We start from the raw sequence: 22764 nt of genomic DNA, 5'->3' as shown, positions 1-22764 counted from the left end.
TGACAAAAGGCCGCTTAAGCGGTCGTAAGGGGAACGAACATGAAAAACAGAAAAGTGCTTGCCGCCGTATTCGGCGCGATTGCCTTCCTTGCTCCGCTGACCGCCGGCGCCAAGGACTGGACCCACGTGAAGGTCGGCATTGAAGGTGCCTTCCCGCCATGGAACCTGATGGATTCGAGCGGCAAGCTCGCGGGCTTCGACGTTGATCTCATCAATGATCTCTGCAAGCGCGGCAAGGTCGATTGCGAGCTGATCGCCGGCGAATGGAATGCGATGATCCCGAGCCTGAATGCCGGAAAATTCGATCTGGTGATGACGCTCGGCATCAACGAGAAGCGCAAGCAGGTGGTCGATTTCACCGTGCCCTATGCGAGCGGCGTCGCAAGCTTCCTGCTCGTGAAGGACGGGCCGGTTTCCCCGCTGCCGATGACGGGTGAACGTCTGAACTTGAACGACAAGGCGAAGGCGGATCCTGTGATGGCGGAGATCGGCAAGGCTCTGAAGGGCAAGACGGTCGGCGTCGTCCAGTCGACCAGCCAGGAGCAATTGATCAATTCCTATTTCGGATCCGATGTGACGGTGCGGGCCTATAAGAACTCCGGAGAGCGTGATCTCGACCTGAAGGCTGGCCGCATCGATGCCGGCTTCGACAGCGGCGTCTATGAAACCTCCGTGCTTGGCAAACCCGGCAACGACGATCTGATGATGTCGGGTCCCATGGTGAAGGGCGCGATGCTGGCAACGGAAGTCGCGCTCGGCATGCGCAAGGGAGAGACTGATCTGAAGGCGAAATTCGACGATGCCATCAAGCAGGCTGCGAAGGACGGTACGATCAAGCAGCTCTCCGAAAAATGGAGCAAGATCGACCTCACGCCGACCTTCGACGCGAATTGAGCGCCCTGCAACCATCGTTCCCGGCCGAGGCTAAGACCATGACATCCGTTGCCAACACCCATTCTTTCAGGTCAAGCGCATGAATCAGCCAACCCTGTTCGAGCTGGCCGGCTTCGGTCCGGATGGCTGGGGCCACGCTCTGCTCGCCGGCGCCTGGATGACAATTCTCGTCGCGATCGCAGGCTATACGGTCGGCGCCTGCATCGGAACGCTCGGTGCTTGGGGCAAGATCGCCGGCAACCGCTTTGCACGGGCGACGGCGGATGCCTACACGACGGTTCTTCGCGGCATCCCCGATCTGCTGGTCATCTATCTTTTCTACTTCGGCGGCAGCGCGGTCGTGACCGCGATCGGCAAGATGTTCGGAGCGGAAGGCTTCCTCGGCTTTCCGGGCTTCCTTGCCGGCTCCCTTGCCGTCGGCGTCACCTCCGGTGCGCAGTTCACCGAAGTGCTGCGTGGCGGGTTCAAGGCCGTGCATCCCGGCGAGATCGAAGCGGCCATTGCCTGCGGAATGCCGCGCTGGCTGCGGCTGCGTCGGATTATCGCGCCGCTGACCCTGCGGCATGCGCTGCCAGGGCTCGGCAATGTCTGGCAGGTCGTCCTGAAGGAGTCGGCGCTGGTCTCGATCACCGGCGTTGCCGAACTGCTGCGTCAGGCGCAGGTCGGCGCGGGCTCCACGGGACTGCCGTTCGATTTCTACCTGATCGCAGGGGTGATCTATCTGATGATTTCGACCCTTTCCAGCCTGATCATCCAGCAGGCCGAGCGGCATCTGTCGCGCGGCGTGAGGAGACGCTGATGGATTGGCAATTCCTTCAAGAGACGTTTGTGAGCCTTGTCACGGCAATCCCGTTGACGATCGAGCTTGCGGTAACGTCGATCTGCCTCGGCGCCATCCTCGCCCTGCTTCTGGCGCTCGCACGTCTGTCCGGCTTCGTCGTCCTCGACTGGTTCGCCAGGCTCTACGTCTTCGTGTTTCGCGGTACGCCGTTGCTTGTTCAGATCTTCCTGATCTACTACGGCCTCGGCCAGTTTCCCGCCATCCGTCACAGTATTTTCTGGCCGTTCCTGCGCGATCCCTACTGGTGCGCGGTTTTGGCGTTGACCTTGAATACCGCAGCCTATGCCAGCGAAATCATCCGCGGTGGACTGCTGTCTGTCCCGCACGGGCAGGTGGAGGCTGCGCGCGCTTGCGGCATGCACCGTCTCATGATGTTCCGGCGCATCATTTTGCCGCTCGCCATCCGCCAGGCCCTGCCGGGCTACGGCAACGAGATGATCTCGATGGTGAAGGCGACATCGCTCGCCTCGATCATCACGCTGATGGAAGTCACCGGTGTTGCGGCGAAAATCATTTCGGAAACCTACCGCGCCATTGAGGTCTTCGTCGTCTCAGGCGCCATCTATCTCGCGATCAATTTCGTGCTGACACGTCTTATCCAGCTTGCCGAATACCGGCTGAGCCCGCATCTGCGCCCGCCCGTGCCGGTGACGCGCGATACTGCCGCCGTGGCGGCGCCCGTAGGAGATCCGCAATGACGGCCACGCCAATCGCACTCAGCGTGCGCGGCATGCACAAGAGCTTTGGGCCGGTCGAAGTGCTCAAGGGTATCTCGCTCGATGCGCTGGAGGGAGACGTCGTCTCGATTCTCGGCTCGTCAGGTTCTGGAAAATCGACGTTCCTGCGATGCATCAATTTGCTGGAGACACCCGATTCCGGTGAAGTGACCGTGGCGGGCGAAACGATCCGCATGCAGCGCACCGCCCGCGGCACCCATCGCCCGTCTGACGGAAAGCAGGTCGACCGCATCCGCTCCCAGCTCGGCATGGTTTTCCAGAGCTTCAATCTCTGGTCCCACAAGACCGTGCTGGAGAACGTAATCGAAGCGCCCGTCTACGTGCAGGGCCGTTCGCGTGCGGAATGCATCGACGAAGCAGAGGCACTGCTCGCCAAGGTCGGCATCGGCGACAAGCGCAATTTTTATCCGGCTCACCTGTCGGGAGGCCAGCAACAGCGCGCAGCCATCGCGCGTGCGCTCGCCATGCATCCTAAGGTGATGCTGTTCGACGAGCCGACGTCGGCGCTTGATCCCGAACTCGTGGGCGAGGTCCTGAGGGTCATGCGCGCGCTCGCCGAGGAAGGGCGTACCATGCTTGTCGTTACCCATGAGATGGGCTTTGCGCGAGATGTCTCCAGCCGCGTCGTCTTCCTGCATAAGGGCGTCGTCGAGGAAGACGGCAAGCCGCAGGATGTATTTGCCGGTTCACGTTCCGAACGCTTCCGCCAGTTCATCAGCCAATAATTTCAAGCTCAATCACAATGGGGAACTCGATCATGAAATACCTGACTGGACTTCTGACTGCGATCATGATGGTCGCCACGCTCGCGACGGCAAGCGTCGTGCGCGCGGAGGATAAGAAGTGGACGCATGTCACCATCGCGACCGAGGGCGCCTTTCGTCCATGGAATTTCACCAAGGCGGACGGCAGCCTGGACGGATATGAGATCGAACTGATCAAATATCTCTGCGATCATATGAAGGTCGAATGCACGACTGTCATCCAGCCTTTCGACGGCATGATTCCCGCGTTGAATGCGGGTAAATTCGACGCCATCATTTCGGGCATGTCGGCAACCGCCAAGCGCGAGGAAGTCATTGCCTTCAGCGATTCCTACGGCACGACCGGCCAGACTTTCGCAACGCTGAAGGATTCCCCGCTTGTCGACCTTCCCATGAAGGGCCAGGTGTTTTCTCTCGCAACGGACGAAGCCGGCGCGGCCAAGGCGCTGAAGGAGCTCGAACCGATGCTCAAGGGCAAGACGATCGGCGTGCAGACGGCATCGATCGCGGCGACCTTCCTCGACAAGTATCTGAAGGGCGTTGCCGATATTCGCGAGTACAAGACAACCGAGCAGCACGATCTCGACCTGAAGGCCGGCCGCGTCGATTTGATCATGGCATCCATGGCCTATCTGTCGACGGCAGCGGCAAAGCCCGGCAATGAAGATATGACCGTGACCGGACCGCGCTTCCAGGGCGGCCTTCTCGGCCGTGGCAGTTCCGTCGGCCTGCGCAAGGACGACACCCAGCTGAAGGCGATGTTCAACGATGCGATCGCGGCGGCAAAAGCCGATGGTACGATCGCAAAGCTGTCGCAGAAGTGGTTCGGCTTCGACGTGACCCCGAAGTAACTCTGGGACGAAACCACGCCGAGGTTTCGTTGCACGGCCTTTGATTTTGCCGAATAACGGCAGCGAAATGCTCTTTTGAGCCTGCCAGCCCGATGACGCGCCGGTCATCGGGCTGCATACGCCTACAAGAGCGCGCCGATTGATATGCGGTGGACCCACTGCGGATATTCTCTCCTCTTTTATCCCCTATCTTTTATCTGGGCTGGGATCGGCCGTGGCATGTCATGCAACATGCTGCACATTTGGCGTGTAGCTTTAGGGCCGTCATGGCATGCAAGGCGCCCGCGATCATTTTCATTGCAACCATAAGCTTTTAAAGTATATTCGGATTAAATAATTAAATCGTTGCGACCTGGTTTCAGGAGGTAGTCATGAGTCAGCCTTCGAAATGGTGGTGGGGCCTGATCCCGCTTGCGATTCTCTGGATCCTCGCGACCGTCATCACCGGAAAATCCATCAACAGCGATCTCAACAAGAGGGCGCCCGCGTCCCTCGGATCGGCTGTTGTCAGTCCGGTATTCAGCGTGGCGGGCCGGGACGTCGCTCTCGCCGGAGTGGTGTTTTCCCCGGACGCTGCAAACCAGGTCGCCGCTTCGGTAGGGCAGGTCTGGGGCGTGCGTCGGGTTCTGGTCGACGCCAAGGAGCCCGAGGTCGCCAAGCCCTTCAACTGGGCCATATCCCATGAAGGTCCGAGCGTTGTCCTGTCTGGCAGCGTTCCAAATCCTGATACGCGTGAAAAGATTGTCGCCACCGCGAAAGCGACCTTCGCCGGAGCCGATGTCAAGGATGAAATGCACTATGCCAGCGGCGCTGCGGCCGGCTATGCCGGCGCCGTGCAGTTCGGCATCGATCAATTGGGCAAGCTGTCAAAAGGCAGCGCCTCGTTGTCCGATATGGGTCTGACGATTTCCGGCAGCGCCGACACAAGCGATGCCTACAACGCTATCACCACGGCGCTCAAAACGCTGCCGGAGGGCCTTACGCTTGCCAAATCAGACATTACGGCACCCAAGCCAGAGCCCGCAGCGCCGGTGACACCCACCACGGAAACTCCAGCCGCGCCAGCCGTCGCAACGGCGTCATCCTCGATGGACACCTCGGCCGCAGCTACCGCAACATCTACAGTGGCCACGACGGCTGCTGCCTATGGTTTCGATGCCGCAAAGGACACCGACAAGCTTACCCTTTCGGGCAACTATCCGGACGATGATACGCATGGCAAGATCCTGGATACGGCCAAGAGCCTCTTTCCGGGTGACGTCGTCAATGATCAGATGACCGCTGCTCCCGGCGCTCCGAACGGCTTTGCAAACGCTGCGCTTGCAGGGTTGAGCGCCTTGTCGCGTCTCGCAAAAGGGACTTTTTCGCTTGCCGGCACGAATGCGACGCTCTCGGGCGAGGCGCTTTACGATGGCGCCGTGAACAGTGTCCAAAGCGGATTTGCAGCCGCACTTCCCGACGGCTTCAAAGCGGCTTCCGCAACGATCACAGTCAGTACGCCGGCCCCGGCCGTCGACGCCGTCAATTGCCAATCGATGCTCAACGGGATCGTGACCAAATCGAAGATCGGCTTCGAGACGGGCAAGGCCCGGATTTCTCCCGCATCCTCCGGCCTGCTGGACACGATCGTCGCTACGATCAATCGTTGCCCGGGTTCAAACATCGAGGTGTCGGGGCATACGGATTCGAGCGGGGATGAGAAGGCGAACATCGTCCTCTCCGAACAGCGCGCCAAGGCCGTCCGTACCTATCTGACCGATGCAGGCGTGCCGTCGAGCCGGCTGACCGCGGTCGGTTTCGGTTCCTCCCACCCGCTCGCTTCCAATGATACCGAGGAAGGCAAGGCACTCAATCGTCGTATCGAATTCTCTGTGAAATAGGAGAAGCGGCAATGACCTATCTGTTGTCAACGTACTGGTTGTGGATGCTGCTCGCATTGGTGCTCGGCGGCATCGTCGGTTTCACCTCATTCCTGCGGTCGGCCAGCGGCTGGTGGCCGCAGTCCTGGCCCGGTTGGTTCAAGCTGTTGTGCGTCTTGTTCGTGATCGGCCTCGTCGTGGCTGTGCTGCAGTGGCTTCCGGGCCTGGCGGGTCATTATCTGGAGACCGCATTGCTCTTCGTTGGCAGCTATATCGTCGGCTGCTTTCTCGGTAGTTGGCTCGCAAGCTTGCGCGCGACACAGCCGCTCGACGCGGACAACAAAGTGGCCGCGACTTCGACCGGCGGGACTGCGACACCCGCGTCCACGCCAACGCCGGTGTCGCCAAAACCGGTTCCGCCTGCACCGGCCTCTGCGGCTTCGCCGCCTGTATCGGCCGCTGTGGCGCCTGGCCCTGTTTCCGGCGAGCACGAGCATCCCGGCAAGCGCCCGCCGGCTGCGGCAAGGGCTAGCATCGTGCCCGATGATTTGAAGCGCATTTCCGGCATCGGCCATGTCAATGAGGAGAAGCTGAACGAGCTCGGCATCTGGACCTTCAGCCAGATTGCGGCCTGGACGCATGAAAACGCCGAATGGGTCGGCAGCTACATGGCTTTCCCTGGACGCATCGAGCGGGAGGACTGGATCGGTCAGGCAGGGCAACTGGCAAAAGGATTGGAAACCGAATTCTCACGTCGGGTCGAGCATGGCGAAGTGCCCAAGTCGTCGGACAACTCGACTTCCTCATCGGCTGCCATTTCATCGGCACCAACCGCGTCGCCGCCACTCGCATCCGTATCGCAGGCTGCGACAGAAGCCACCACCGGCACATCGCAGATGGCAGCTTCTTCCATTGGCGATGACGGTCATCCCGGCAAGCGTCCGCCGAGCGTCGCAAGACCTAGCGTCGCTCCGGATAATCTGAAACGCATTTCCGGCATCGGTCATGTCAACGAGGAAAAGCTCAACGAGCTCGGCATCTGGACCTTCCGTCAGGTCGCGGCCTGGACACATGAAAATGCCGAATGGGTCGGCAGCTACATGGCCTTTCCCGGGCGCATCGAGCGCGAGGACTGGATCGGTCAGGCCGGCAAGCTCGCGCAGGGCATCGAGACAGAATTCTCGCGCCGGGTCGATCACGGCGACGTGCCTACCTCCTCGTAAGTGTTTTCCTTCCGGACGACGCTCAGGCGTTAATCACGGATCTTCTGAATGACTTCGAGGCGATGCAATTCTTTCTGCGACATAGTGATCGTAAAGGACGAAGAATCTCCTCCAAGTGCATCATGCCAGTTCTGCAGAGTAGGGGATCACAGATCTCCCTGCAAATGCAAGGCGAAGACCTCCGCCGGCGTTTTGTAGCCGAGGCACTTCCTCGGCTGATCGTTGAGAATTTGGGCCAACTGGTTGAGCGTCGCCTCTGGCAGACGAGTGAGGTCTGTATTGGCCGGGAGGAGGTGACGAATTGTCTGGCAGGTCAAGAAGTCGCCCAGGACATCGACACTATTCCCGGTCCATCTGAGTTATATGCTGCGTAATGCCATTCCAGCGTAGGTGAGGCCAACGTTAGCTGGTAGTTTCCTCCAGACTCATCAACGAAATTGAGAAAAAGAGAACCCGATAAAGGGCCTGCTGGGCCTTGGCCATAAATCTTGTTGGCGGTTGATTGCTATGGCTTTGCAAATAATCGAAAGGGGCGAGGGTTCGTTGTTTGAATTGAGATCATTCGCAAGTCGCACTTCATCCTTGAACCCACCTGTCGATGTCTCTGTAGTCAGATAATCCAAGTGGAAATTAGCAACAAAGATGGACCGATAAGGCCAAGGGTTTCGAAGTCCTACTGCGCCGCTGGGTCATGGAGCGCACCTTCGCATGGCTTGGCAGGTGCCGACGCCTCGCAAGATATTATGTTTATTAAATTATTTTTGAGTCAGACAAGGATCATGTTCCGTATCGGAAAATCATCTACCAATAATTCGCAAACGCGGACTTTACGGTGCGGCAATTTCAAGGTTCTACTTAAAAACCCAAAGGAGGTTGATCAGGAAATTGAAAATGAAGGCGGTGCCTATGCCTAAGAATTTTGCCCAAAAGGGTGGGATCTCGAAGTTTCTCACAAGCAACAGCGTCATACAGACATTGATCGACAGACCCAACAGCGCACCTATCAAAAACAATGAAGCGCGCTTGTGGCTGACAGCCTGCTTGAAGACATAACGGCTGGTGAGGCCGTAATTGACGGTGGCGGCGATTAACCAGCTCGAGGCCGCTGAAAAGCCGAGCGGTACGCTTATAGACAAGAGACCGCGAAACACCCCGAGATCGACAACGGAAGCCAAGCCTCCCGTAAACACATAGCGGATCGCCTTCGACAATATCATTCGAACACTTTCTCCCTCAGCAATGGTGCAAACAGCCGATCAGAGTAGTTCGAAAAAGTGCGCCAACCGTCGCGCGGTTTGTTGGAGCGAATGAACGGAAGGACGCCAGCGCGCCGGGCGGCAAGACCGTCCCGATCGGGCCTGTCGCCGATCAGAACCGTTTGTTCTGGACTTACACCGGCGCGCTGCATCAGGATCTGCAGCCCACGCGGGTTCGGCTTCAAGACACCAACACCGACATCGTCTGCGGATAATATATAATCGCCGGACAATTTCATCCTTTGCAGTTTCTCCTCGGCAGGATAGTCGGAATAGATTCCGATCGCCTTGTTACTTCGCCGCAGTCCTGCAAACAACTCGACCAGTCCGTTGTACCGGCAGGACTCGATATAGGAGAGTGGACGACGTTGGATCCATTCGGCAACGATTGCCTCTACTCGCTCCGCTGAAACACCGGTTCGCGCGACGGTTTGCGCCATCAGGCCCTCCTGAAAACCGTCAATTTCCTGCTCGCCCATTGTTTCACGCACCGATCGGTATGCCCGCAGGACCCGCAGATTGGTCAACCCGCACGTTGCTACTGCATCGGCAATCATCTCACCTGCCATGCGAAGACGCAGCTTGCGTTGATTATAGAGCGTGCCGTCAACATCGAAGACGACGAAGTGGATCCTGTCCCAGTCAAAATGCTCTGCGATCATCTGATGGTAATGTAGTGCTGCTCGGTCAGGGTCACTAGCAACGGAATATCCACACTCGTCGTGAAGATGAATGCTGCCACCAATGCCACGACGATGGCGAGGAGACCTGGTTCGCGGAACAGTTTTTCCGGCTTCTGCGCCGTAGACCCCGGCTTCGTCGCCATCACGAAATAAGTCGTGAACAGCGCAACAACAAAGGGGAGCACGAGAATGTACTCGATCCGATATTTGACCAGAAATACTGACAGGAAGGCAATCGAGAACAGGGAATAGGCGATGCAGGACGCAGTCAACGATACCTGCGTATACTGAGCGAAACTCACGCGATATCGCGACAGCAACTCCTTGCCGTGCAAAGCGACGATCTCATCATATTCCGAAAGACGTTTTGCCGCCATCAGGAAGGCGCCGCCGAACCAGTAGGCCAGGATAATAGATCCTGGTGGTAAGGTGGTAGGGTCGATCATCGACCAGCCGATCACCAAGCGGATCGGATTGTTGATCGATTCCGAGATAACGTCGAGGTAGGCCTTGTCCTTGCTCCTGATCGGGTCGAGATTGTAGACGATCCCCTGCATCGCAAACAGACAGGCGACGAAGAACAGAAGCTTGCTCGACAGGATGGCGCAGCCGAGTCCGACAAAGAGCAGCAGGGTCCATTCGAGCTGCACCAGCCTGCCGTTCATGACGTTTTGTACAGCAGAGCGTTTTGATTTCGTTGGATGATGTCGGTCGAACTCACGATCGAACCACTCGTTAATGCAATAGTTCGCGGATGCGATACAAATGGCGGTCAAGAACCCGAGTAAGATCGAGGAAAGCATGTCATCATTTCTGACTCCGCGGAGAAGAAACGCGAGGACAATGCCAGGAACGATGAAGATGTGCTTCGTACTATGGTCCAGCCGGGCAATGGCGATGTAATCGCGAAAGCCTGCCCGCCCCGACGCAGGCAACATGCTTTTACCCAAGCTTGTGTTCACGTCGAATGCCTCCCTTATCCTTAGGACGATCTATTTCCGACCATCGCCCAATAAATACACATCATAGGTTTCAAAATAATTCGCAGGTCCGAATTCCGCGAGTAGCGTGGTCTTCGACAGAAAGTCATTGATCTGCTGTTGCGAGGCATGAAAGGTCCAGTTGTAGCCCTCGCCATAGTTCTGGCCGGGAATCATGTTCTTCAATTTGTGCTGCATTAAAATCACCACCGGAGACCCGGTTTTGTCTCGCAGATCCTCGCTGACTTTCAAGGTTTCTCCGAGATCCGTGTCGAGCTGACCCTGTTTCGTAAAGTGGACATAGTTCCCGAATTTGTGTTCCCGGATCATGTAGATCGGATTGGAGATGTAGAATGGCAGCGCCTCAGCCAAATATTCCGGTTCAGCAACAATGATTGCCTTCGCCAGCTCCGGCCGAGATCGAATCAAACGGCTAAGATCGGCACTCCGGCTCTCGACTCTCCCCTCAGTGATTGCCAATCCTGCCATCTTGAGTCCGAAGGCTAGCTGCAGGCACGCCATAATCACGAACATTCCACAGCCGAACCGGAAAACAACGTTCCAACGCAGCTTTCGTCTGCCTGAAAAACAGTCGGTTATTCGATCCCAGCTTATCCAGTAGAGGGTGAGGCAGAAGCAAAACCAGACCAGAGCATGCCGTTCGCTACCCGCCGATGCCAGACTGGAGAAAAGCGAGAAAACGAGAAGCGAGACAACGGCCGCAGCGAAGGCCGCCGGTCTGGCTAAAAGGCCAAGAGTTGCGCCAAACAGCACGAATGATCCGAGCAGGCTCGGGACCGTTGGGAGCAGGGTGCCTGGCGTCGTGCTTGCTGGATTAAATATCGCACTTAGAGCAAGCATTGCCGGCGATTGCATGGAGAGGTCGATGACCGCGGCATCGTTGAAAGTTGGAAGAATCGTGACGCCGCAGGCAGCCAATCCTGCCGCCGCGATGAGCGCATTGCCAAAGAAGTTCGTGAGTGCCGGGGTCCAGCGCATTCCGCTTTCCTCAAGCAGATCGAAGAACCAAAAGAGCAGGAATCCCCCCGTCATGATCGCTGCGATGACGTTGGTGTTGGCGAGAAGGAAGAGGAGGCAGCCAATCAGATACCCGCGCTGCCGCCAGGCTGGATAGCTTGCGGCGACAATGAACATCAGGAGCGCTGATATGCCGTAGTTCCTGGCCATGACTGAATATTCATAAAGGAAGCCGTTGCTTCCCATAAACAGGACGACCAGGATAAGGGGAAACGGCGACCGGAAGAGGAGTAGGCCTACCGCAACGGTGGCGATTAGGAAAGCAAGACCGGGCAACACCTGCACGCTTCCGAACACCGCATAAGCGAGGCGTAGTAGCAGATACCAGATCGCCGGATGACCTTCGCCATGGATCGTACCCAGCATCGCCCGTGCGTTCTCGCCGGAAAGAGCCAGTGACAGAGCTCGGACTTCATCCCGAAACATCACGTGGTGGTGAACCTGGACGCTGATCGCGACAAGCCAGATCACGAGAACGACAAATTCGACAGGCCGGCGAAGCTCGGATCTCGACCGGGAGAAAAGCTTGAGCGGACCAGCCGATCTGGGTGCGGTTGGAGTATGCATCATTCTCGAGCTGCCACATAAACGAGCAAATGCCCTGCAAAAAATATCCCACTGCCAGCTATTGCCGCGCAGTTGTTCTTTAGGACATCCTCACGAGAATTCCCAAGCCACACTTATATTCTTAGCAACTGAAAACTAAGATAAGCTTTAGACATCCACTCTGAATGTTGTGAGAATACTATCGACTCCAGGTGGAATAACGGTTCGCTAACGTCACTTCGCTGGTGGAGTGCAAGAGCTGCCATACCGTCATGATCAAAAACCTGAGCCGCCAAGGGCTCGGCGGTGGACAGGCAAAAGCAGCCGCGCTCGCCGCTATGTGGCCGTTGCACGAACTGATCCGTGAATGCCCGCCACGCGATCCGCTATAGCGGCATGGGACACGCTGGCTGAGCCCCGAATCACATATCATGCATCCCGTTACCGAAGATGTCGCAATTGCTGTCATATCGTTCGAAAACCTGGAACAGTTGGACAGACAAAACGAGCTGGTTCGCGCTGTCGCGAGCCTTCATGCCGTCGCCGATCGTACGCTGCAGGAGGACAATGAGCTCAGTTTGAAGTCGGTCGGGTAAATAGCAAGACAACTTTTATAAGCGATAAAGTTTAAACAATATCAGCCGTTTCCCCAGACTACTCTGGACTCAACCACAACCTGGCAACGGTTTCGGTCAAGTAGCTCCGAATGACGTTGCCCCCAAGTTTTATCCAATTTTGAGTTTGCTCCAGCGGTTTTGGGTTGCTGTATTCGTGGCGGTAGCGGCGGGTTGCGGTGCGGAGCCATTTCGGCTGCGCAGCACCGCATCACGTCGCGGGTTGATTGTCTGAGCGAACTCGGCAGGTGTCATCCAGCCGAGTCCAGAGTGTGGTCGATGATCGTTGTAATCGCCGCGCCAGTTTGAAAGCGATGATCGAGCATGGGTCAGTGACGAGAAGAGAGTTTCGTTCAAGAACTCGTCTCGCAGCCGTCCATTGAAGCTTTCGATGAAGGCATTCTGAATCGGTTTGCCCGGTGCGATGTAGTGCCATTCCACCTTGGTCCGATCCGTCCATTGCAGGATCGCGTTGCTGGTGAACTCGCTGCCATTGTCGCTGACGATCATCTTCGGCTTGCCTCGTCCCTCGATGATCAGGTCCAGCTCACGGGCAACCCGCAGGCCGGAAAGGGACGTATCGGCGACGAGGCCCAGGCATTCCCTGGTGCAATCGTCGACGACCGTAAGCACCCGGAACCTGCGACCATCGGTGAGCTGATCCGACACGAAGTCCAGTGACCAGCGATCATTGGCGGCAAGCGGGATCAGCATCGGTGCTCGTATGCCTATCGCTCGTTTCCGACCGCCGCGCTTGCGCACCGTCAGCTTTTCCTCCCGATAGAGCCGGAAGAGCCTCTTGTGGTTCACAAGGTGTCCCTCGCGTCTGAGCAGGACATGAATGCGTCGGTAGCCGAAGCGACGGCGTTCATGCGCCAACGCCCTCATTCGCTCGCGAAGGCCATGATCGTCGTCGCGCCTCGTTTCGTAACGGATCGTCATCCGGTAAAAGCCGATGGCTTTACACGCCCGCCGTTCGCTCATCGCATGTTGGCTCATCAGATGCGCGACAGCTCTCCGCTTTGCTGCGGGCCTCACCACTTCTTTCCCAAAAGGTCTTTCAAAGCGGCATTGTCGAGCATCGCATCCGCCAGAAGCCGCTTCAGCTTCGTGTTCTCGTCCTCCAGCGTCTTCAACCGCTTGGCTTCGGACACGTCCATGCCGCCGAACTTGGCCTTCCACTTATAGATGCTGGCATCGCTGACGCCGTGTTTGCGGCAAAGCTCCGAGACCGGCGTGCCCGCCTCGTGCTCCTTCAGAATGCCGATAATCTGTTCGTCCGTAAAACGGTTGCGCTTCATTCCCTGGTCCTCTCGATAGGCCAGAGCTTACTTCAAAATGGATTATTTCAACGGGGCAAGGTCACGAATAATCTTATCTGGTGCCGACATCGCACGCCTCAGCGAGAAGCCCCCAGAACAGAAATTCTCACCTTTCGAGCTGCAATCAAGTGTAAAGATAGTTATCACCCCTCATACAAAGGTCCGACCTATAGAAGTAACAGTTCATTCGGAATGCCGCCTGCGCTCATACGGAGCGGCAAAACGGCAGGTCATGCCCGGCGTCGAACATCGATCGCACAAGGGCCTGAGCAATCGCGCGGAGAATTCACACGTGCCGCTTCGAAAACGCGAGCGGATGATGCAGGGCTTCCGATCCGTCGCAGGCTTGCAGCGTTTCATCTCGGTCTTTTCAGCAGTCAGAAATCTTTTCGTGTCGCCGCACCAGAAACACTCAGCCCTCGCCACCCACATTCATCGCATCCGCGCCATGGCGCAGTGGAAAGTCATCACCCGCGCAACTGCGTAAACTCGCCCACAAGCGTCTCGTCGGGGATTACGCGAACAACGTGACATCGCCGCACGGCATGTTCCCGTCCCGCAGAGCTTGCGGACCTCTGCGGACGAGCATGAAGTGGGGCAACGTTTCAGTGTGCGACGCCTGGCGTCGCGTGTGCCCTCACGACAGCGTCCGCCTCCTTTCCGTATAGCTCCTCGAAATGATCGAAGGTCTTGGAAAAATAGCCAATGCCCTGCGTCGCCGAGCGCAGCGCCCGCGCCAGATCGTCAAGTGCGCCGCCCGGAACGAGTGCCCGGAAGATGTCCCATCCCTTGGCGGTTTCATCCCGCTCGAAGCCGAGAACCTGGCCGTTGAGAGCGGAGACGATCTGGACGAGGCTGCCTGAATAGACCGACGGAGTGTGAATCTCGCTGCGGAAGACCGGCTGCATCAAGACGGTCGATCCTTCGGAAAGCGCCTGACGCACCCCCATTTTGGACGCAGTCCGGAATGCGTGTTCCGAACTGTCGACGGTATGGTGTTGACCATCTGACAACGTTACGCCGATATCGATGACCTCGAAACCTAGCGGGCCTTTCTCCATCGCTTCGCGCGCGCCCGCTTCGACGGCGGGGATGTAATTGCGGGGAACGGTGCCCCCCTTGACGGTTTCGTCAAAGGTGAAGCCCCGCCCGCGCTCGTTGGGGTGAATGCTCAGCTTCACATCCGCGAATTGCCCGGCACCGCCGGTCTGTTTGCGATGGCGGTAATGAACTTCCGATGGCTTCGTGATCGTCTCTCGGTAGATCGGACTGGGCGTTCGGTCGGTCACGGCGATGTGAAAGACATCGGACAGCGTTCGGCAGAGATCACGCAGATGTACCGGCCCTTGGGCGCGGACGAGTTGAGCGCCCGTGCCTTCCTCCTGCAAGACCTTGAGGCCACGATCCGTTTCGGAAAGTTTTGCCAGCGTTTCGGAAAGCTTGTTTTCATCGCGCTCGCTGCCCGGAATTAAGATCCTTTCAAGCATCGGCGTGGGTGGTTCCGTCCACTCAGGCGGGGCGACCACCGCGCCGGCGGTCAACAGCGAAGGGACGCGCAGATGGTCGGACTTGACCGTCGCGAAGACATCCCCCGACGCCGGCAGAACCGCCGAATTGGACCGCCCGTTTGCGAGACTTTGGACGGCGCCGAGGCTGGAGCCGCCAAGCAATGCGCCCTGCCGCAGTCCCTCACCAAGTGCGCGCACGAGTACCGTCTTGCCGACATTCTGGCGATGATAGGCATGGAAACTCACGGCCACCAGCTTGCCTTCATCGGCAGTTTCCGCATGAGCCAGACGCTGCCGAAGAACCGCGACCGGCGGTGCCTCGTGGCGCAGAGCCTTCATCAGCCTCATCATGCCGTTGCCGTGACTTGCAGCACCGATCAGGACCGGGATAATCTTGTTTTCCCTGAGAACCCGTGATGAAATGGCATAGAGCGCGTCGCTGGGTGGCTCGCGGTCCTCGATCAATTCCTCGAGGAGCCAGTCATCGAATTCGGACAGGTGTTCAAGAAGCTCGGTGCGCGCTTCGCGCTCGCGTTCAGCGGTGCTTTCGGGGATTGCGATCAGCGCAGAAGTCTGGCCTTCCCGGTAACGCCACGCCCGTTCCGATATCAGATCGCAACTGCCTACGATGCTGTCCCCATCGCGGATCGGGATCTGGCGAAGCAAGAGGGTGTGGTTGGCATAGTCTTGAAGCGCGGCGATCACGTCCCTCAGGCGCCCTCTCGGTTCGTCCATCCGGTTGACGAAGAGGATGCAAGGCGTCCCCGAGGCTTCGACTACCCGCAGATAGGGCGCGGCGAGCACAGCCTCCTCAGGTGCCGATGAAACGCACAGGATGCAGGCGTCGCTGGCAAGAAGCGCGTGTTGTGCATGCGCCAACGCTTCATTGGGTCCTGGTGCGTCCAGCGCGCACCACGTCTCGTTTCCGAAGGTGAATTCTGTGAGGTTCAATCCATAAGGGGAGCTGGATTTTCTCGGCGCCCCCTCCAGGGAGCCGAGCTTTTCCACGACCGTCGACTTGCCGGTCTGCGAGGGTCCAAGCACGGTAAAGCAGCGCATCGGCCTTCCTCCAACTGCCATAATCACAATTTTCAGCCAACATAGGATGCCCTGAACCGCCGCAAGACGCCAGAGTGTTGATTTCTGTGGCGATTTAACCCAGTTTCGCGTTTGGTTGTGACCCTGCCGGAAATTTGAACCATCAATCTTTTCAAGGCATTGCATCTGTCCAGGCGGGTCAGCGCAAAGTGATAATCAGGGTCAAAATCTCGCCGAGCTCAACATCCGCTTGAAAAGATGTTGCGCGAAGCGTTTGCAGCCTCCTTTACGGCAGAAGCTTGAACAGGGTCGTGAGGCCGCGAAAATTCATAATTTGTTCCGCCAGGCCGTTGTGGTCACGGTAGATTCTTGGTGGCTGGGAGGTGCGCTTGGCTTTTATCCCGCCTGTTTAAGTTCCTTGTCCTTCGTGCAGCAAAATTCGATCAACTGCTTTGAGGACATTGGTCGTGCCAGAGCGTAACCTTGCAGCAAATGGCAACCGAGTTCTTTCAGGATTTTCGCATGTTCCATCGTCTCCACGCCTTCGGCGACGATGTCGATATTTTGCGATCGGCCGATTTCGATAATCGAGGAGACCAGGCGGCGCTGAGATGAAGACGTGACGATCGGTTTGATAATTTCCCGATCGATTTTAAGCCTTCGTGGCTCAAATCTAAGCAAACTGACGATACTGGCATGTCCGGTGCCGAAATCATCGATCTCGATTTCAATGCCGAGCTCTTTGACGGCCGGAATTATCTCATTGAGAACTGGTTGAAGATCGTCGAAGGAGATTGTTTCGAGCAGCTCAAAACACAGGCGACCCTTGGCTACAGGAAGCTCAGCCAGTTCGGTAAGCAGATTTGCCTGCGCCAGTCGACGCGCTGAAATATTGACCGAGACACGCGGGATACGCATTCCCAGGCTGTCCCATCTCGTAAGCTCGAACAGAGCCTTTTGCAGGATCAGCCTGTCCAAGTCGCCGGAGCGTCCCAGATTTTCCGCGACAGCGAGAAATTTATCCGGGGCGAGCAGACCTTTTTGCGTGTGATCCCAACGGGCAAGTGTCTCGACGCCCGCAATATCCAATGTGTCCGCATGAAACTGCGGCTGGAAGAATGCCACCAGTTCATCGCGATCGAGCGCGTTATTGAATTCGTCCGCCAACTCTTTCGTATGGATTGCGACACTGCGAAGCTCCTCGGTGAAAATGGCAGCCCGGCCGCGACCCGCCTTCTTCGCTTCGTATAGAGCCAAATCGGCATTGAGACGCAGCTGACTGAGGTCCCGCTGTGTATGTTCAGTCTCCCAGGCGACACCGACGCTTGCTCCGACCACACACTCTGACCCATCGACGAATACCGGCTGCTTGAGTGTATCGACAATCTGTTGGGCCAATTCGGTTGCCCTGGGCGCGGGATCGGCGCTCCAGCTAGCGAAGATGAACTCATCTCCGCCGATCCGAGCCGCTACGTCGTTTGGGCCGGCCAAACTGACAAGGCGCGAAGCCGCCGCCTGTAAGACCGTATCACCTCCGGCATGTCCTTTCGTGTCGTTGATCTCCTTAAATCGATCCAGGTCGATATGAATCAGTATCAGACAATTTTTCGGATCGGGCCTCGGCGGCTGCGAGATCATCCGGTCAATAAATCGGCGATTGGGAAGCCCCGTTAGTGCGTCATGCAACGACAGCTGCTCGAGCCTTTGCCGTGCTCGAACGAGCTTTTTCTTGTGAAGGCGAAGTTTTTCGATGGTCCTTTGACGCGATTTGGTCAGAAAGCCTACCCAGACAATCGGCGCAACGACACACAAGGACAATAGGCAAGCATAGAGCTCAAAAGTGGCTATACCCCTGTTTTGGCCCCATCCGTCCTTGGGCAATGCGGCAAGTGTCCATCGGCCATAAGTCATATCAACGGATGTCACGACCGGCTTCTTCGAGAAAGTTTCCAGGTCGCCAAGAAAAACTTGTTTGGCCAGCCTCGGTTCCGGTACGTCGCTGATGGCAATCTCAAGATCGGTTGATCCAAGGCCGCTATCCTGGTAGAGCCTCGGTATGTCTATAATTCCGGAAACAAGACCCCAGAAGATCTGGCTTGTTCTATCAGTGATATAAACCGGGCATCTGACTACGAAAGCCGTTCCGCCCTGGACGAGGTCGACAGGCCCTGTCAGGACGATATTGTGGGTATTGCGCGCCAGCATTGCGCTATCCCGTTGCTTTTCGTTCGTTCGGTAGTCGAGCCCGATTGCCTTTTCGTTTCCTTTTTCTGGATAAACCCACTTGACCACCATGCCGGGGGCTGCGGCAAAGCTTCGCAACTGTGAATCTGGCTGCAAAATCTCGGCGGCGAGTTTGGAAAAAGCGTTTTGGTCCATCGTCGGATTGACGGCGATACCGGCCGCCAAGCCCTGCAGCAGCTTCACATTGCTATTGAGGTTTGTCTGAAGTCGAGATGATATGGCGGCAAGCTCACCGGCAACGACTGAGCGTTCGTCGGCTAGTGATCGTTCCAGCCGCCAGTTGGTCGCGACATAGACGACGATTATTGCGATGGTCGCTGCAAATATTGCCGGAGCAAACGCACCCGTATAGTTTACTGCAGAACTCGCGAAGCCGCGCAATATCTTTGGTTTTCTTCGAAACTTCATCAAATTGCCGGTGTAGGAGACAGAGCTGTATCCTTACACTGTTTCTCTAAAGCAACGGTAAAGTCTCCAGTAGTTGTCCTTCCTGTTAAGCTTCAGCGTCTCGCCGGTACTCTGGCTGTTGAACTTGTGGGGTTCCACGTCGACCAGACGGTTGGTATTCAGCTCCTTGATGGTCTTGGAAATCCGCACAGGCCGGTGGGTCACGAAGATCAAGGAGGAGAACACCGGCAGGTTTTGTTGAAGTTCGGCATCATGCTTTTGCCGGTAGGACGCCATCAGCGGCTAAGGTCGATTTTTGAGCGATTATCGAAGGATGTCGTCTGATCGGCGGATGAAGTTGTGAATCGGCGTCGCGCAATGACCCCGCCAATCTTTGAAATATCAACATCTTGTGACGCCGATTTGCCCCTAATCACTGTGCCGATTCACACACAGCTGTGGCCAAGGATACTCATCGCTCGAAACGAATGGTAGCCAGACTGCTACAGCAGTTCCAACCAAGGCAACGATGACGAAAGCCGCAGCTGTCGGTCTCTCTTGTATGACCATCTACTGATGCCCGGGAATGGTATCCGACTTGGGTTTAGCCCGGTTAATCGTTGAAGTATGTCGCAGGCATGGTGATTTCAGTAAAAATCACCCACTCTCCACAATGTTTCGCCCAATTAAGGTTCCGATTGCTTCAAAAAATTGCCCTGCCGGGTGGGCCAAGCAGGGCAGCAACAGACCTCTGTTGAATGCGCGAGTCGGAGTTAACTGGAGTTCAGTAACTTGCGCAGCTTCAATCTATCATTGTGTGAAGGCTTTGCGAATGCTACCGGTCTCTGCTGGCCACGGGCATGGGCGAACTAAGAACTGCGTGCTTTTGCCCCCACTACTCGCAGACGGTTTCGCGCACTACGATCCGATGATGATGGCGGTAGCCGTAGCGCCTCTCTGTCCAGCACCGACGATGATACCTATAGCGCGGGCCGTCGTAGTATCCATCATATGCGTAGTCCGGCCGATCGCGATAATAGCGTGGCGGTGGCGCATCATAGTCGTAGCGAGGCCCAACGCCGTATTCAAAGTAGACTTGGGAGAATGCCGGCGACGCGGCTAAGGTCGTTGCGAGCGCCAGCGCTGCGATTACGATTCTTTTCATGTCTTTCCATTCCGATTTACATACAGTTGCGAGGCATTGATCCGCGCCTTAGATGTAGTATGCCATTAGTGTTGCTCGTGAACACGGACCAAAGTCCCGACCAAGTACGGACTTAGGCCCGACGTCTCGCGAAAGCTCTGTCTGCTGGCGCACATAGAAATGGTCGACTCTTCGCTTCCAACGCGTGAGATATCACCGCCAACCGAATAAGTAGGCGGTGGCGACTGAGGGTTCATACCTGCTCCCGCCTGCAAGATCGAGGGAGCGCTGTTATGCCGTTTCGAAAATGTGCACCAAATCCAGATGATCCCGATTTCCGCGAAGCGTTATTGCTTTGGGCTCGCGAGTTTGTCGGATCCGAGGCGGCCGCAAAACGTGTGGCTCAGCGGACGATTGATGCGTTGTGCGACAATCCAAGCCTCCTCGACGGACGCGACATAAACGAAGCAATTTTCATGCTATTGCGGCGGAACGTGTTCAATGAAATCGAATTGGCGCTTGGCCAAGACTCTCAAGGCGATAGCGCCTTGTCTGAGAGACAGCCGACGTGCTCAGGCGAATGGGCTGTGCTTATCGGCAAATAGCCCTGCCTCGGGGGTCTGAGGCAGGGCTGTGAGGCTAAGCAATTAACCTCGAATGCGAACATCCGGTTGAGGGCAGATCCGTTCGCACGGTCACCGTCTAGGCGGCGTTCCTGGAATGAGCATGAAAGCTACGCATGACAATCGGCGGTAACCGCTGGGATTGCTGCGACAGAAGCCGCTGTAGCAAGCAGGAGTGCCGTTTATGGTCCCGCGGCTGAAGCTATCTCCGCCCCTTGAACCGGTCGAATGCCGTCAGACGCTGGATCGGCATCGTTCCAGCGGTAGATCTCGGTCCGCAGGAACCGGAGCTCTTCTTCCATGGCCTCTTCGGTGACCTCGACCCACCATGATTTCGGCCGACCGTCGCTGCCATCAGACCAGCGATAGCCTCGCTCTTTCAGCCGGTCCTTCAGGTCGAAAGGTGAGTTTTCTGCGAAGATACGCACGCGTGAGCGCTGGCTTGCCCGATAAAGCTCGGCAAGGGGGGCTATGCGATGTCGGGCTGAGAGAGCGCCAATACCTCCAGCAGAGCGAAACAATCATCGACGGCGCGGTGACCGACATGAAAATAACCGCTCTGGTTGACGAGGTAGCCAAGCTTGGTGCCTTCATATCCCCTGGCGCTCCAATCGATCTCGGAATTGGCGCAAGCCCAGGCCTTGCGGGCAAAGATCGAGGAGAAGGCTTCGCAGAAGGGCCGATCGAAACGGGCATTGTGGGCAATGATGAGATCAACGGGCTCGATGAGCGCACCCACTGCCGGCATGTCAATCATCTGGTCGAGGACCATAGCGTCGGTGACGCCGGTCAGGCGTGTGACCTCAGCCGGTATCGGAATGCTCGGTTGCTGCAGCCCGCCACAGACACCCGTGACATCACCGATCTCGCCCTCTTCATTGAAGGCAAAGCCGATCAGCCCGATTTCGATAATTTCGTCCTTTTTTGCATCGAGACCGGTCGTTTCGGTGTCGAGGATGACACCGCGGAGAGGATAGCCACCTCTTGCAGCCGGGGGGATCCTGCGCTGTTCGAGTTTTCTCAGGATCTGGTAGCGCCCCGTTGCTTCCAGAATCCGTACCATCTCGGCCTCGCCGGGCGCTGATCCGGCCTGCCGAATGCGCGGGGTTGGCGACGCTCTGCGAACGGGCTGCGCATTCTGCGAAAACATGTCCAGTTGAGACGTCATGGCTCATGCGTCGAAAACGATCGCCCAAATCTAAAGCGTTCGTTGCCGCATGAGAAGCGTGTGGCGTTGCCGGTGAGGCCATACCCACCACTATTCGAGGTCATGACGGCCGTCAGTGGGTTCGCCGCGATGGCTCGTGGATTGCGATGTCACCGATCACGGTGTCCATATAATCATCTGCGAGTTCAAGTAGGGCTTCTGCTATGCACTCGGGCTCCCATCCGTCGTCGAGAAGCACATCCACCGCCGTGGCGATATCTTGCCGGAGCTGCTCACGACACTGCAGCTCCTCCCTCATGACGTCGACTATCGTTGAATACATATGGCGGAGGCCCACACGAACAACTGGCGCAGAATAATTTTTCGAGAAGCGCGCCGCACGATCATTCGGCCAATATGAGTCAACCTGCAAAAATCAACGATGCGGTCGCAAATCATTGAACTGTCATTGCCATATATGATGGACTAGGGCGTGCCCATCGGGAAGTGTGGGGCCTTTCGACCACGCATCTCAAAGCTATGGAGCATATCTTTGTGACGAATTTTATTGAGAAATGGTCTGCCAAGAAGGCGGATAAGCCCAAAGCTGGCGCGCGGAACGTCGTTGAAACTTTTCGCTTACGGGTCGCAGAACAGAAGAACTATCTGGAAACATATGAGCGCGATCCTGCGGGCTTCAATAAATGGCGCTCAACCTGGTTCCAGCCTGTTCCGGGCGGCTTTGGTGTGAGCATCGGCCGCGATGCGGTAAGTGCAGGCGCAGGGCTGAGCTACGTCGTCGTCGAGACTGTAGGGCAAGTCGCCGAGTTTCTCGATGATCTCGCCCGGCATGCCGAAGGGGATCTCGGTTTCCAGAAAACGCTCGAGGAAAACCGCGCCCGTCGTGCGGCGGTGTTGAATGCAGCCAAGGCGCCGCGGGCAAAGCCTGGCCCGAGAACAGGCAAGGCCAAAGCGGACGAATAAGCCAGGCGCTGAAAACATCGCCAAACTCAATCTTAGCCTGCTTCACGCGGGCTTTGTCGTTCCGATGTTTTGGACTAATCA

Annotated in this window: 18 protein-coding genes and 4 pseudogenes; 11 read left to right on the top strand and 11 right to left on the bottom strand. The window is 57.0% G+C overall.

The features are described 5' to 3' along the window. Window positions 1–39: 39 nt before the first annotated feature. The 7 genes from AC13Q5_RS16180 (at window position 40) to AC13Q5_RS16150 (ending at window position 7169) form a co-directional block, all read left to right on the top strand. Window positions 40–894 carry a transporter substrate-binding domain-containing protein gene (locus tag AC13Q5_RS16180; RefSeq protein ID WP_488502375.1) on the top strand — a complete coding sequence of 285 codons (855 nt, stop codon included), beginning with the start codon at window positions 40–42 and terminating at the stop codon, window positions 892–894. Window positions 895–973: 79 nt separating this feature from the next. After that, window positions 974–1693: an ABC transporter permease gene (locus AC13Q5_RS16175; protein ID WP_488502374.1), complete on the top strand. Its 720-nt coding sequence runs from the start codon at window positions 974–976 to the stop codon at window positions 1691–1693. Then, window positions 1693–2433 (top strand): ABC transporter permease, encoded by a 741-nt coding sequence (locus AC13Q5_RS16170; RefSeq protein WP_488502373.1) that lies wholly within the window; start codon window positions 1693–1695, stop codon window positions 2431–2433. The genes AC13Q5_RS16175 and AC13Q5_RS16170 overlap by 1 nt, the downstream gene beginning before the upstream one ends. Continuing rightward, complete coding sequence (locus AC13Q5_RS16165; RefSeq protein ID WP_488502372.1) at window positions 2430–3197, top strand: ABC transporter ATP-binding protein; 768 nt, start codon at window positions 2430–2432, stop codon at window positions 3195–3197. The genes AC13Q5_RS16170 and AC13Q5_RS16165 overlap by 4 nt, the downstream gene beginning before the upstream one ends. A gap of 32 nt (window positions 3198–3229) precedes the next feature. After that, the gene (locus AC13Q5_RS16160) at window positions 3230–4087 is read left to right on the top strand and encodes a transporter substrate-binding domain-containing protein (protein ID WP_075854792.1); all 858 of its coding nucleotides are present in this window, start codon (window positions 3230–3232) and stop codon (window positions 4085–4087) included. A gap of 371 nt (window positions 4088–4458) precedes the next feature. Beyond that, window positions 4459–5967, top strand: a complete 1509-nt coding sequence (locus AC13Q5_RS16155) for an OmpA family protein (protein WP_488502371.1) — start codon at window positions 4459–4461, stop codon at window positions 5965–5967. 11 nt (window positions 5968–5978) lie between these two features. Next, complete coding sequence (locus AC13Q5_RS16150; RefSeq protein WP_488502370.1) at window positions 5979–7169, top strand: hypothetical protein; 1191 nt, start codon at window positions 5979–5981, stop codon at window positions 7167–7169. A 146-nt stretch (window positions 7170–7315) separates the two neighbouring features. Here AC13Q5_RS16150 and AC13Q5_RS16145 read toward each other — a convergent pair. Beyond that, window positions 7316–7471 (bottom strand): annotated as a pseudogene (locus AC13Q5_RS16145) (IS30 family transposase); the annotation flags it as partial. Between the two features lie 344 nt (window positions 7472–7815). On the opposite strand from AC13Q5_RS16145, the pseudogene AC13Q5_RS16140 reads away from it, so the two are divergent. After that, a pseudogene (locus tag AC13Q5_RS16140) lies at window positions 7816–7908 on the top strand (IS5/IS1182 family transposase); the annotation flags it as partial. Between the two features lie 112 nt (window positions 7909–8020). Here the strand turns inward: AC13Q5_RS16140 and AC13Q5_RS16135 are convergent. The 5 genes from AC13Q5_RS16135 to AC13Q5_RS16115 form a co-directional block, all read right to left on the bottom strand. Continuing rightward, window positions 8021–8386, bottom strand: a complete 366-nt coding sequence (locus tag AC13Q5_RS16135) for a GtrA family protein (RefSeq protein WP_488502369.1) — start codon at window positions 8384–8386, stop codon at window positions 8021–8023. Then, on the bottom strand, window positions 8383–9087 hold the full coding sequence (locus AC13Q5_RS16130) for an HAD family hydrolase (RefSeq protein ID WP_488502368.1): 705 nt from the start codon (window positions 9085–9087) through the stop codon (window positions 8383–8385). Before AC13Q5_RS16130 ends, AC13Q5_RS16135 begins: the two co-directional genes overlap by 4 nt. Further along, the gene (locus tag AC13Q5_RS16125; RefSeq protein WP_488502448.1) at window positions 9084–10046 is read right to left on the bottom strand and encodes a UbiA prenyltransferase family protein; all 963 of its coding nucleotides are present in this window, start codon (window positions 10044–10046) and stop codon (window positions 9084–9086) included. The genes AC13Q5_RS16130 and AC13Q5_RS16125 overlap by 4 nt, the downstream gene beginning before the upstream one ends. 54 nt (window positions 10047–10100) lie before the next feature. Beyond that, window positions 10101–11696: a hypothetical protein gene (locus AC13Q5_RS16120; protein ID WP_488502367.1), complete on the bottom strand. Its 1596-nt coding sequence runs from the start codon at window positions 11694–11696 to the stop codon at window positions 10101–10103. 701 nt (window positions 11697–12397) lie between these two features. After that, window positions 12398–13587 (bottom strand): IS3 family transposase gene (locus AC13Q5_RS16115; protein ID WP_488502366.1). Its coding sequence is split into 2 segments (ribosomal slippage): window positions 12398–13338 and window positions 13338–13587, totalling 1191 coding nucleotides; the frame shifts between segments, so codons are not numbered across the junction. Between the two features lie 217 nt (window positions 13588–13804). Here AC13Q5_RS16115 and AC13Q5_RS16110 point away from each other — a divergent pair. Then, window positions 13805–14095 (top strand): annotated as a pseudogene (locus AC13Q5_RS16110) (DDE-type integrase/transposase/recombinase); the annotation flags it as partial. 118 nt (window positions 14096–14213) lie between these two features. Here AC13Q5_RS16110 and AC13Q5_RS16105 read toward each other — a convergent pair. From AC13Q5_RS16105 to AC13Q5_RS16090, 4 genes are all read right to left on the bottom strand, one after another. After that, window positions 14214–16175, bottom strand: coding sequence for an elongation factor G (locus AC13Q5_RS16105; protein ID WP_488502365.1), 1962 nt, complete (start codon window positions 16173–16175; stop codon window positions 14214–14216). Between the two features lie 375 nt (window positions 16176–16550). Further along, window positions 16551–18806 (bottom strand): bifunctional diguanylate cyclase/phosphodiesterase, encoded by a 2256-nt coding sequence (locus AC13Q5_RS16100; RefSeq protein ID WP_488502364.1) that lies wholly within the window; start codon window positions 18804–18806, stop codon window positions 16551–16553. 33 nt (window positions 18807–18839) lie between these two features. Next, complete coding sequence (locus tag AC13Q5_RS16095; protein WP_488502363.1) at window positions 18840–19031, bottom strand: hypothetical protein; 192 nt, start codon at window positions 19029–19031, stop codon at window positions 18840–18842. 649 nt (window positions 19032–19680) lie between these two features. Continuing rightward, window positions 19681–19950: a hypothetical protein gene (locus AC13Q5_RS16090; RefSeq protein ID WP_488502362.1), complete on the bottom strand. Its 270-nt coding sequence runs from the start codon at window positions 19948–19950 to the stop codon at window positions 19681–19683. Window positions 19951–20222: 272 nt separating this feature from the next. Here AC13Q5_RS16090 and AC13Q5_RS16085 point away from each other — a divergent pair, with 272 nt between their 5' ends. After that, window positions 20223–20534 (top strand): hypothetical protein, encoded by a 312-nt coding sequence (locus AC13Q5_RS16085; protein WP_488502361.1) that lies wholly within the window; start codon window positions 20223–20225, stop codon window positions 20532–20534. Window positions 20535–20754: 220 nt separating this feature from the next. Here the strand turns inward: AC13Q5_RS16085 and AC13Q5_RS16080 are convergent. Further along, a pseudogene (locus tag AC13Q5_RS16080) lies at window positions 20755–21720 on the bottom strand (3'-5' exonuclease). A gap of 534 nt (window positions 21721–22254) precedes the next feature. On the opposite strand from AC13Q5_RS16080, the gene AC13Q5_RS16075 reads away from it, so the two are divergent. Next, window positions 22255–22683 (top strand): hypothetical protein, encoded by a 429-nt coding sequence (locus AC13Q5_RS16075; RefSeq protein WP_488502360.1) that lies wholly within the window; start codon window positions 22255–22257, stop codon window positions 22681–22683. Window positions 22684–22764: the final 81 nt, after the last annotated feature.

The sequence above is a fragment of the Martinezella sp. CNPSo 3964 genome (genome assembly GCF_057784375.1).
Note: the sequence above shows the minus strand (reverse complement) of the source record. Positions and strands in the feature narration are given on the sequence as shown.

What these genes read in the sequence shown, in the direction of transcription:
- AC13Q5_RS16155 (WP_488502371.1), top strand. Translation starts at nt 4,459, where the DNA reads ATGAGTCAGCCTTCGAAATGGTGGTGGGGCCTGATCCCGCTTGCGATT.
- AC13Q5_RS16175 (WP_488502374.1), top strand. Translation starts at nt 974, where the DNA reads ATGAATCAGCCAACCCTGTTCGAGCTGGCCGGCTTCGGTCCGGATGGC.
- AC13Q5_RS16170 (WP_488502373.1), top strand. Translation starts at nt 1,693, where the DNA reads ATGGATTGGCAATTCCTTCAAGAGACGTTTGTGAGCCTTGTCACGGCA.
- AC13Q5_RS16125 (WP_488502448.1), bottom strand. Translation starts at nt 10,046, where the DNA reads ATGTTGCCTGCGTCGGGGCGGGCAGGCTTTCGCGATTACATCGCCATT.
- AC13Q5_RS16105 (WP_488502365.1), bottom strand. Translation starts at nt 16,175, where the DNA reads ATGCGCTGCTTTACCGTGCTTGGACCCTCGCAGACCGGCAAGTCGACG.
- AC13Q5_RS16100 (WP_488502364.1), bottom strand. Translation starts at nt 18,806, where the DNA reads ATGAAGTTTCGAAGAAAACCAAAGATATTGCGCGGCTTCGCGAGTTCT.
- AC13Q5_RS16135 (WP_488502369.1), bottom strand. Translation starts at nt 8,386, where the DNA reads ATGATATTGTCGAAGGCGATCCGCTATGTGTTTACGGGAGGCTTGGCT.
- AC13Q5_RS16085 (WP_488502361.1), top strand. Translation starts at nt 20,223, where the DNA reads ATGCCGTTTCGAAAATGTGCACCAAATCCAGATGATCCCGATTTCCGC.
- AC13Q5_RS16165 (WP_488502372.1), top strand. Translation starts at nt 2,430, where the DNA reads ATGACGGCCACGCCAATCGCACTCAGCGTGCGCGGCATGCACAAGAGC.
- AC13Q5_RS16090 (WP_488502362.1), bottom strand. Translation starts at nt 19,950, where the DNA reads ATGAAAAGAATCGTAATCGCAGCGCTGGCGCTCGCAACGACCTTAGCC.
- AC13Q5_RS16150 (WP_488502370.1), top strand. Translation starts at nt 5,979, where the DNA reads ATGACCTATCTGTTGTCAACGTACTGGTTGTGGATGCTGCTCGCATTG.
- AC13Q5_RS16130 (WP_488502368.1), bottom strand. Translation starts at nt 9,087, where the DNA reads ATGATCGCAGAGCATTTTGACTGGGACAGGATCCACTTCGTCGTCTTC.
- AC13Q5_RS16160 (WP_075854792.1), top strand. Translation starts at nt 3,230, where the DNA reads ATGAAATACCTGACTGGACTTCTGACTGCGATCATGATGGTCGCCACG.
- AC13Q5_RS16180 (WP_488502375.1), top strand. Translation starts at nt 40, where the DNA reads ATGAAAAACAGAAAAGTGCTTGCCGCCGTATTCGGCGCGATTGCCTTC.
- AC13Q5_RS16120 (WP_488502367.1), bottom strand. Translation starts at nt 11,696, where the DNA reads ATGATGCATACTCCAACCGCACCCAGATCGGCTGGTCCGCTCAAGCTT.